The sequence below is a fragment of the Streptococcus panodentis genome (genome assembly GCF_017884005.1).
Lineage (GTDB): Bacteria > Bacillota > Bacilli > Lactobacillales > Streptococcaceae > Streptococcus > Streptococcus panodentis.
In genome coordinates, this window is the sequence record NZ_QFAY01000009.1 from 84879 (window position 1) to 94632 (window position 9754).

A 9754-nucleotide genomic window follows, 5' to 3' on the forward strand; every position below is an offset into this window, starting at 1 on the left:
TTTGCTTTTCATGCCTTAGACGGAGGTTTTTCTGGCTATTTTTGTTAAAATAGGTAAGTACAGAAAGGAAATGGCTATGTGGAAAGTTCAGTTATTTGTTTTTGTTGAAACAGTCTTGCTGTCAATGGCGCTGATTACTATGCTGGCAGCGGATTTTTCGCGTGTGGTCATTATCACGGTGCTTTTTCTTCTGCTGCTCTATTACTATTTCGGCAAGCAAAAGGGAAATTTTCTGCTGGTCGCTTCCATGATTATGCTCTTCTTTATCATTATGCTTAATCCTTATGTTATAGCAGCGCTTTTGTTTGCCCTGGTTTACGGCATGATTGTGGCATACCCTTATATTTATAAGGAAAATCAAGAAACCCATCTGATTTTTGAAGAAGAAGTAGAGATTCAGAGCGAGAAGAATCGCTGGCTGGGAGACTTGCAGCATTTTTCCAAGGACAGCTGCCAGTTTCATGATATTAATCTGCTGCGGATGATTGGCAGAGATACGATTCATCTGGAAGACGTTATTCTGGTCAACCATGATAATGTCGTTGTCATCCGTAAGGGATTTGGGGATACCAAGATTATAGTGCCCCTTGATGTCGAAATTCAGCTGCAGATTAACACCCTTTACGGCGATGTGAACTTCCTCAACCACCCTTCCCGCAAGCTGCGCAATGAGACCGTTTCGCTGACAACTCCGGGCTACAGGCGGGCCAATAAGACTGTTAAGATTGTACTGGTCAGCTTTTTAGGGAATGTGGAGGTTGTCAGAAATTGAAAAAGCCAAATTATTTCCTTCTTCTGGTCTACACCTTCTTTGTCCTCCTTGTTGTTTTTCATTACATTTTCAATATTTTTGATTTTTCTTGGCAGGAACTCTTTGGTGATTTAGAACTGCTGCAGTCCTTTGTCTTCTTTGTAGTCATTTTAGGACTGTCTCTGACGATTTTAATCGTCGTAGCAGTCCGTTTGGTCCAGCATATGGCTGTAGCCCATATGCAGAAGAATCTCAAGCATTTGCTGGAGGGCCGGAGATGGGAGCCGACTGAGCAGCCGGAGATTGATCGCTCTCTGCAGCGCTTAGAAGACCGGCTGCACAGTCTGACCGAGAATCTTCAGCGGTCTGAAAATCAATCGCTGCAGTCAGAAGAAAAAATTATCGAAAAAGAACGCCGGCGGATTGCGCGGGATTTGCATGATACGGTCAGTCAGGAGCTTTTTGCAGCCAATATGATTCTCTCAGGTGTGGCTGCAAATGTGGATCGGATTGATCAGGAAAATCTGCACAAGCAGCTGCAGGGCATTGCTGATATTCTCCATACAGCCCAAAAAGACCTGCGGATTCTTCTTCTGCATCTTCGGCCGACAGAATTGGAAAACCGGACCTTGATTGAGGGCATGGAAGTAATCATCAAGGAGCTGACAGACAAGAGCGATCTGGAGGTTCATTTCAACCATCAGGCAGAACACCTGCCAAAACAGATAGAGGAGCATGTTTTCCGCATTGTTCAGGAAATGATTAACAATACCCTGCGGCACGCTCAGGCCAGCCGTTTGGACATTTATCTTTACCAGACTCCCAGTGAGCTGAAAATCAAAGTGGCAGATAATGGCATTGGCTTTGATCCATTGGCCCAAGATGAGCTGAGTTACGGTTTGAAAAATATTGAAGACCGTGTTCAGGATATGGCAGGCACCTTTAAACTTCTGACAGCTCCTAAAAAAGGCGTGTCCATTGAAATTACTATCCCATTGTTAGAAGGAGACAATCATGAAGATATTACTGGTAGATGACCATCAGATGGTCCGTTTGGGCTTGAAAAGTTATTTGGAACTGCAGGATGATGTTGCGCAGGTTTTAGAAGCGACCAACGGCAAAGAAGGTGTAGAGCAGGCTCTTGCTGTCAGACCGGATGTTGTGATGATGGATATTGTCATGCCGGAGATGAACGGCATCGAAGCTACACTGGCCATCTTAAAGGAGTGGCCGGATGCTAAGATTTTAATCCTGACTTCTTATCTGGATAATGAAAAAATCTACCCGGTTCTGGACGCCGGCGCCAGGGGCTATATGCTGAAAACATCCAGTGCTGAGGAAATCCTCCATGCTGTCAGAAAAGTGGCCAAAGGCGAGTTTGCCATTGAAACGGAAGTCAGCAAAAAAGTAGAATATCACCGCAATCATATCGAGCTCCATGAGGACCTGACAGCTCGTGAGCGTGATATTCTGGGGCTTTTGGCTAAGGGCTATGAAAATCAGCGGATTGCGGATGAACTTTTCATATCTCTTAAGACGGTCAAGACACATGTCTCTAATATTTTGTCGAAATTGGAAGTGAGCGACCGTACTCAGGCAGTTGTGTACGCCTTTCAGCATCATCTGGTCCCACAGGAAGAATTTTAATGGTATAATAGAAGAAATGTCGTCATTTCGTTTATCTTTTATTAGGTCGTTAACTCGCCTTGCCGTACCTCAGTACAGCCTGCGGCTCGCTGCCTAGTCCTAAAAGCAAACTAAAAGACGACAAAAAGAAAATAGAGGGCTTCATGGACGCAAAACTAAAATACAGGGCAAAGAAAATCAAGATGGTCTTTTTTGATATTGATGATACCCTGCGGGTCAAGGATACCGGCTTTATTCCGGAATCCATCAAAACAGTTTTCCAGCAGCTGCGAAGAAAAGGTATTTTGACCGGCATCGCTTCCGGTCGTGGAATCTTCGGTGTTGTTCCGGAGATTCGGGCTTTAAAACCTGACTTTTATGTGACTCTGAATGGCTCTTATGTAGAAGACAGCAAAGGCCGGGTGATTGCCCAGAAGGTCATTCCAAGGCAAAGGGTGGAAGCCTTTATCGCTTGGGCTGAAGCCGCCGGGATTGGATTTGGTCTGGTCGGCAGCCATGCTGCGGCCCTGTCTGCTCGGACGCCCCTGATTTCGGATGCAATTGACGTCGTCTATCCAGACTTGACTGTCAATCCTGACTTTTATGCGGAGCAGGACATTTATCAAATGTGGACCTTTGAGCAAGTCGGCGACAGTCTGCAGCTGCCGGAAGATCTGGCTGACCATTTGCGCTTGGTCCGCTGGCATCCCCATTCTTCAGATGTGGTGCCGATTGAGGGCTCCAAGGCATCTGGGGTTGCTAATGTTGTAGAGCACTTGGGTCTGAAACCTGAAAATGTCCTGGTTTTCGGAGACGGACTCAATGATTTAGAATTGTTTGACTATGTCGGTATCGGCATTGCTATGGGAATTTCCCATGAAAAACTGCAGAAAAAAGCAGATTATATAACAAAAACAGTAGAAGAAGACGGCATTCTTGCCGCCTTGGAGGAATTAGGAATGGTAGAAAAAGAAGTGAATTACCCGCAGGCTAACCTTGCAGCAGCAGAAGGGCCGCTCGCAACGATAAAGACCAATCACGGTGATTTAAAGATTCGGTTATTTCCAGAGCAAGCCCCTAAAACTGTGGCCAACTTTATTGCTTTGGCTAAAGACGGCTATTATGACGGCGTCATTTTTCACCGGATTATCAAAGATTTCATGATTCAGGGTGGAGATCCGACAGGGACCGGTATGGGCGGTCAGTCTATTTACGGAGAGAAGTTTGAAGATGAATTCTCACCGGAGCTTTACAATATCCGCGGCGCTCTTTCGATGGCCAATGCCGGTCCCAACACGAACGGCAGCCAGTTCTTTATTGTCCAAAACAGTAAGCTGCCTTATTCAGCCAAGGAATTGAGCCGCGGCGGATGGCCAGAGCCTATCGCGGAAATCTATGCCAGCAAAGGGGGGACTCCGCATCTGGACCGTCGCCATACGGTTTTTGGCCAGCTGGCTGATGAAGCTTCTTATGAGATTTTGGATCAGATTGCAGCTGTTGAGACTGGAAGCATGGATAAGCCGGTTGACGATGTTGTAATTGAAACGATTGAGGTTGCAGACTGATGAAGATTGGCGACAAATTAAAAGGCAGGATTACAGGCATTCAGCCTTACGGAGCCTTTGTCGAGCTAGGGAATGGGACCATCGGCCTTATTCACATTTCAGAGATTCGTCCGGGCTATATTGAGAATATCCATGATATTTTGAAAATAGGTCAGCAGGTGCAGGTGCAGGTTGTGGACTATGATGAATTTTCCGGCAAGGCCAGTCTTTCCATGAGAACTTTAGAAGAAGAGAGGCACCGCCTTCCCAGACGGCACCGCTTTTCCAACGGCCGCTGCAAAATCGGTTTTGAACCTCTGGGCAGACAAATGCCGATCTGGATTGAAGAAGCCAAGGGGTTTCTGAAAGAGGAAAAAGAGTAAGCATAGACAAAAAAAGACTTTCGAGCCGGCCGTGGCAAAGGATGGGAATGCTTTGACCATGGAAAGATGAAAAGAAGACGAGAAAGGATTTCTTTGTCTTTTTTATCGTCATTTCGTTTATCTTTTATTCCGTCGTTAACTCGCCTTGCCGTACCCAAGTACAGCCTGCGGCTCGTTGCCTAGTACTATAAAAGCATACTAGAAGACTATATACTCTTCAAAACTCAAAATGATAATGAAAGCAGAGAGAAAGGATGTGGTTAAAAATCGCCTCCACAACTGCCCTGTCTTTAAAGCGGCGCTCATAATTCTTGCCATAGGTGGAAAAATGTGGCACCTTGCTTTCAAATCCAATTCCAAGAAACCAGCGAAAGGCAATATTCATTTCAATCTCTTTCATGGTCTGGCATGGAGCGAATCCCATACAGGTTTTTTAAGAGAGGGATTTTGATGAGCAGGACTGGATCCAGACTGGGCCGGCCTTGGTCAGGACTATAGCTGTCTTCTAAGAGGTCATAGATGAAATCAAAATCCACCACCTTCTCCACTTTTCGCAGGAAGTGGTCCTGTGGAACCAGCATATCTAAACTCATTAATTCCAGCTGTTGGCGCTCTAAATCTACTTGGTTTTTATGAAACATTGGCTGCACCTCCATCACTTATCTCTATTATACTCCTAAAAACGACAAAAAGTCCTGAGAAAGATGTCTTCTCAAGACTTTGTCTACAATCTGAAACCGGAACGAGCGTTCCGGTTTTTTTGTAAGATTTGAATTAAGCCTCAAATTCATAAAGTGCTGTTGACAGATAGCGTTCGCCATTGTCCGGTGCCAGAGCCAGCACTTTTTTGCCGGCGCCCAATTTTTTAGCCACTTCAATAGCTGCGAAGATTGCTGCAGCAGAGGAGATTCCGACCAGGAAGCCTTCCTGTCCGCCGACCTGCCGGCCCAGTTCCAATGCTTGGTCGGAAGTGACGCGGACAATGCCGCCATAGGACTCAGTGTCCAAGGTTTCAGGAATGAAGCCGGCTGAAATTCCCTGAATTTTGTGCGGTCCTGGTTTCTCTCCAGAAAGAATAGCTGATTCGTCTGCCTCGACAGCATAGATTTGCACGTCTGGGTTGACCTTTTTCAGGGCGTGTGACACACCTGAGATTGTCCCGCCAGTACCAACACCGCCGACAAAAGCGTCCAGTCCGGTTTCACCGAAAGCAGCGATAATCTCTGCTCCTGTTGTTCTTTCGTGAACCTCTGGATTAGCTGGGTTATTAAACTGCAGCGGCAGCCAGCCCTGACGTTCTTGGGCAATTTCTTGAGCTTTGGCGATAGCTCCTTTCATCCCTTCACTGCCTGGTGTCAAAACCAATTCAGCGCCATAAGCCTGGATGATTTTGCGGCGTTCCACGCTCATCGTTTCCGGCATGACAATAACAACCTTGTAGCCCTTGGCTGCACCGACCCAAGACAGACCAATACCAGTATTTCCGGAAGTTGCTTCCACAATGGTGTCGCCCGGCTTGATAATGCCGTCGCCTTCAGCTGCCTCAATCATGCTGAGAGCAATACGGTCTTTAACAGAAGAGCCCGGATTGAAAGCTTCTAACTTTACGTAAACATCCGCAGCTCCCTCGGGAACAAGACGATTCAGTTTGACAATAGGCGTATTTCCAATTAATTCAGTAATATTATTATAAATATGTGACATAAAGTTTATACCTCAATATAGCTTAATAGAACCAGTATAAAACGAAAAACAGGCTTTGTAAAATATAAAAAAGCTATGGCTCTGATAGAGAAAATTTATAGCAAACCTGTTTCTGCATGCCTTACATTTCAAGAGGAACTTCCACTTGCCGCAGTCCTTGATTGGCAATGGTGATTTTTCCCTTAAAAAATTCAGTCAGCCGATGTTTGAGTGCTTCTGACTGGTCCTTGTCAACAAAGACCGTCGCAGCAACGCTGTCTGTAAATACGGTATCATATTCAGTCAGGCCTTCATTTTTGAGGAAGACAGGGAAATCCTGATAGCGGCTGTAAGACATGCTCACCCGCAGTCCAGCCTGTTCCTTGATTTCCACCCGTCCGATTTCCTTGATAGCCAAAGCCACACTGCCGGCATAAGCTCGGATAAGGCCGCCAGCCCCTAGCTTAATACCGCCAAAATAGCGGGTGACGACCACGCAGAGATTGGTCAGTTCCTGATTTTCCAAAACCCCCAGCATGGGCACGCCAGCGGTACCGCTGGGTTCACCGTCATCGCTGGTCCGTTTGATGTCACTTTGGGGGCCGAGGATAAAGGCAGAGCAGTTGTGACTGGCCTTGTAGTGCTCTTTCTTAACCGCTGCAATAAAGTTGCGGGCTTCTTCTTCAGTGTAAATGCGTTTAACATGGCAGATGAAGCGGGATTTCTTGATTTCTTCTTCTACCTGTCCATCTGCTTTGATTGTTTTAAATTCCATACTTTCATTTTACAAAAAAAGATTGCATTTGCCAAAAGAATTACGAATGAATAAGTATGACAGAAAGAGCAGATTGTTTAGGCCGAATTTTTACAGAAGACCAGTTGGCAGCAGCACTACGGGAAGAGGCCCAGAGGCTGCCCGCTATGCGAAAGTCGGAGGGCAGCTTTTACTGCAGCCGCTGCGGCAGCAAGGCGGATGGGGAGCACCGGCTGCCGGCTGGTGCCTATTATTGCCGGCAGTGTCTGATGTTGGGGCGAGTTCGCAGCGACCAGACTCTCTATTATTTCCCGCAGGAGCCTTTTCCTAGAAACTGTGTCCTCACATGGCAGGGACAGCTGACAGCTTTTCAGGAAAAAGTCTCGCAAGGCCTGCTGCAGGCGATTGACAGACAGCAAAATACATTAGTGCATGCTGTTACCGGGGCTGGGAAAACGGAGATGATCTATCAGGCGGCAGCAAAAATAGTGGATAGAGGAGGATCAGTCTGCTTAGCCAGCCCCCGCATTGATGTTTGTTTAGAGCTGTATCGCCGGATAAAGGAAGATTTTGCCTGCGATATTGCCCTCCTGTACGGAGATTCAGAGCCTTATGTCCGCAGTCCGCTGGTCATTGCAACCACCCATCAGCTCCTCAGGTTTTATCGCGCCTTTGATTTGCTGATTGTGGATGAGGTTGATGCCTTTCCCTATGTGGACAACCCGATTCTTTATCATGCAGTAAAACAAGCGGTTAAGACAGAGAGTACGACCATATTTCTGACCGCAACCTCCACGGACGAATTGGATAAAAAAGTGAAAAAAGGAGAGCTGCAGCGGCTCAGTCTGCCCAGAAGATTTCACGGCAATCCTCTGACAGTACCCCGGAAAGTCTGGCTGCCGCATTTTCAAAAGCAGGTAGAAAAAGGGAAGCTGTCTCCCAAGTTGAAAAAAATTCTCAAGGAGCAGAGAAAGACTGGATTTCCCCTCTTAGTTTTTGCTGCGGAAATCCAAAGAGGACAGGAGATTGCCGGAATTTTAAAGCGGCACTTTCCACATGAAAAAATCGGCTTTGTCGCTTCTACGACGGAAAATCGCCTGGAGCTGGTTGAGCAGTTTCGGCAGAAAGAGATCAGCATTCTGGTGACAACTACTATTTTGGAGCGGGGAGTGACTTTTCCTAGCGTAGATGTTTTTGTGCTGGAAGCCAATCACCGCCTGTTCAGCCGCAGTGCGCTGGTGCAGATTTCTGGGCGCGTGGGACGCAGTATGGATAGGCCCACTGGCCAGCTGCTCTTTTTTCACGACGGCAGCACATCTGCTATTGAAAAAGCCATCAGCGAAATCAAAGCCATGAATCGGGAGGCCGGTCTATGAAGCATTGTCTGTTGTGCAGCAGTCAGCTGAAAGAAATGCTGACTTTTTCACAGTTTTTCTTATTGAAGCCAGAAAAACCGCGTATCTGCTCAAGCTGTTTTGAAAATTTTGAGCAAATAACGGACCAGCATTGTCCACGATGCTGCCGAAAAGGCAGTGCAGAGATTTGTTCAGACTGTCAAAGCTGGTCTCGAGAAGGCTATCAGGTACAGCATTTTTCCTGTTTCACTTATAATCAGGCTATGAAAGATTATTTCAGCCAATACAAATTTCAGGGTGATTATCTGCTGAGATTTGTATTTGGAGAAACGGTCAGGGAAAAGATGAGGGCGTTTAAGGGCTATCTAGCAGTTCCTGTCCCGGTTAGTCCGGAAAAATTCCTGCATAGAGGTTTTAATCAGGTTGAAGGTATCTTAGACGGTGCAGGTATAGCATACAAAAATATTTTAGAAAAAAGAGACACCGTGGCACAGTCCAGCAAAAATAGGGAGGAACGTCTGCAGACTCAGCAGTGTTTCAGTATTAAAGAAGACCAGCATCTGCCAGAAAAAATTATTTTGATAGATGATATTTATACAACGGGAAAAACACTGCAGTTGGCTAAGCAAATCCTGCTGGAAGCGGGTGTGAAAGAAATTTTGACATTTTCAATTGCTAGGTGAGAAAAAATTTGCAAAAATGAAATGAAAGCGTTATAATGATATTATAAATAAAACATTTATGTTTAGAAAGAAGGTACTTATATGCTTAAATATAGTATCCGTGGTGAAAACCTAGAAGTAACAGATGCTCTCCGTGACTACGTAGTTTCTAAACTTGAGAAGATTGAGAAGTATTTCCAAGCAGAGCAGGAACTGGATGCACGCGTAAACCTCAAGGTCTACCGTGAAAAGACGGCTAAGGTGGAAGTAACCATTCCGCTTGGCTCGATTACCCTTCGTGCAGAAGATGTTTCTCAGGATATGTACGGTTCTATTGATTTGGTAACAGATAAAATTGAACGTCAAATCCGTAAAAATAAAACAAAAATTGAAAGAAAGAACCGCAATAAGGTTGCTACCAGCCAGCTGTTCACAGATGCTTTAGTAGAAGAAAGCGAAGATATTCCATCAAAAGTAGTTCGCTCAAAACATATTGATTTAAAGCCGATGGACTTAGAAGAAGCTCTGCTGCAAATGGATTTGCTGGGGCATGATTTCTTCATCTATTCAGATGCCGAAGATGGGACAACCAATGTCATTTACCGTCGAGAAGACGGGGATATCGGCCTCTTGGAAGTAAAATAAAGAAATAAAAAAGGAGGCTGGGACAGGGTGTCTCAGCCTCGCTTTGCTTTTGAGTATGATTGCTGTCTCCGTTCGCATGCTAAGCCTGGTCAGATTCCGTGCTGAGATGAGCAGAGTTTTGGTTTTTTGGCATTTCAGCTGCGCTTTTTTAGGACGGACAGATCCTCAAGCTATGCATTCAAATATGACATCACTTCATAATGAAAGCACTCCTTATTTTAAAGGTTTTGTAAGAGCTCTGTAAAAAAATCGGCAATAAATTAAAAAACTTTTCAAAAATGACTTGACATAGCGAGGTGCAGGTGATATACTAATATAGTTGTCGCCAAGAGCGGCAGAAAGACCATTGAA

The 9754-nt window shown here is 45.5% G+C and carries 10 protein-coding genes and 1 pseudogene; 8 read left to right on the plus strand and 3 right to left on the minus strand.

What is annotated here, in order from left to right; translation table 11 throughout:
* Nucleotides 1–76 precede the first annotated feature (76 nt).
* The 5 genes from liaF (at nucleotide 77) to DHL47_RS05585 (ending at nucleotide 4304) form a co-directional block, all read left to right on the plus strand.
* On the plus strand, nucleotides 77–772 hold the full coding sequence (gene liaF, locus DHL47_RS05565) for a cell wall-active antibiotics response protein LiaF (protein ID WP_128834168.1): 696 nt from the start codon (nucleotides 77–79) through the stop codon (nucleotides 770–772).
* Nucleotides 769–1788: an envelope stress sensor histidine kinase LiaS gene (locus DHL47_RS05570; RefSeq protein ID WP_209551175.1), complete on the plus strand. Its 1020-nt coding sequence runs from the start codon at nucleotides 769–771 to the stop codon at nucleotides 1786–1788. Before liaF ends, DHL47_RS05570 begins: the two co-directional genes overlap by 4 nt.
* Nucleotides 1766–2398 (plus strand): response regulator transcription factor, encoded by a 633-nt coding sequence (locus DHL47_RS05575; RefSeq protein ID WP_128834166.1) that lies wholly within the window; start codon nucleotides 1766–1768, stop codon nucleotides 2396–2398. Before DHL47_RS05570 ends, DHL47_RS05575 begins: the two co-directional genes overlap by 23 nt.
* Before the next feature lie 143 nt (nucleotides 2399–2541).
* On the plus strand, nucleotides 2542–3942 hold the full coding sequence (locus DHL47_RS05580; RefSeq protein WP_209551176.1) for a bifunctional Cof-type HAD-IIB family hydrolase/peptidylprolyl isomerase: 1401 nt from the start codon (nucleotides 2542–2544) through the stop codon (nucleotides 3940–3942).
* Entirely contained in the window at nucleotides 3942–4304 is a 363-nt protein-coding gene (locus DHL47_RS05585) for a S1 RNA-binding domain-containing protein (protein ID WP_128834162.1), read from the plus strand. Before DHL47_RS05580 ends, DHL47_RS05585 begins: the two co-directional genes overlap by 1 nt.
* A gap of 235 nt (nucleotides 4305–4539) precedes the next feature.
* Here the strand turns inward: DHL47_RS05585 and DHL47_RS05595 are convergent.
* The 3 genes and pseudogenes from DHL47_RS05595 to DHL47_RS05605 form a co-directional block, all read right to left on the minus strand.
* Nucleotides 4540–4945 (minus strand): annotated as a pseudogene (locus tag DHL47_RS05595) (transposase); the annotation flags it as partial.
* A 133-nt stretch (nucleotides 4946–5078) separates the two neighbouring features.
* The gene (cysK, locus tag DHL47_RS05600) at nucleotides 5079–6008 is read right to left on the minus strand and encodes a cysteine synthase A (RefSeq protein ID WP_128834159.1); all 930 of its coding nucleotides are present in this window, start codon (nucleotides 6006–6008) and stop codon (nucleotides 5079–5081) included.
* Nucleotides 6009–6129: 121 nt separating this feature from the next.
* Nucleotides 6130–6762: a YigZ family protein gene (locus DHL47_RS05605; protein ID WP_209551179.1), complete on the minus strand. Its 633-nt coding sequence runs from the start codon at nucleotides 6760–6762 to the stop codon at nucleotides 6130–6132.
* Nucleotides 6763–6818: 56 nt separating this feature from the next.
* Between DHL47_RS05605 and DHL47_RS05610 the strand changes: the two genes are divergently transcribed.
* The 3 genes from DHL47_RS05610 (at nucleotide 6819) to hpf (ending at nucleotide 9403) form a co-directional block, all read left to right on the plus strand.
* Nucleotides 6819–8117, plus strand: coding sequence for an ATP-dependent helicase ComFA (locus tag DHL47_RS05610; protein WP_209551180.1), 1299 nt, complete (start codon nucleotides 6819–6821; stop codon nucleotides 8115–8117).
* Complete coding sequence (locus tag DHL47_RS05615) at nucleotides 8114–8779, plus strand: ComF family protein (protein WP_209551181.1); 666 nt, start codon at nucleotides 8114–8116, stop codon at nucleotides 8777–8779. Before DHL47_RS05610 ends, DHL47_RS05615 begins: the two co-directional genes overlap by 4 nt.
* Before the next feature lie 81 nt (nucleotides 8780–8860).
* Entirely contained in the window at nucleotides 8861–9403 is a 543-nt protein-coding gene (hpf, locus tag DHL47_RS05620) for a ribosome hibernation-promoting factor, HPF/YfiA family (RefSeq protein WP_128834149.1), read from the plus strand.
* Nucleotides 9404–9754: the final 351 nt, after the last annotated feature.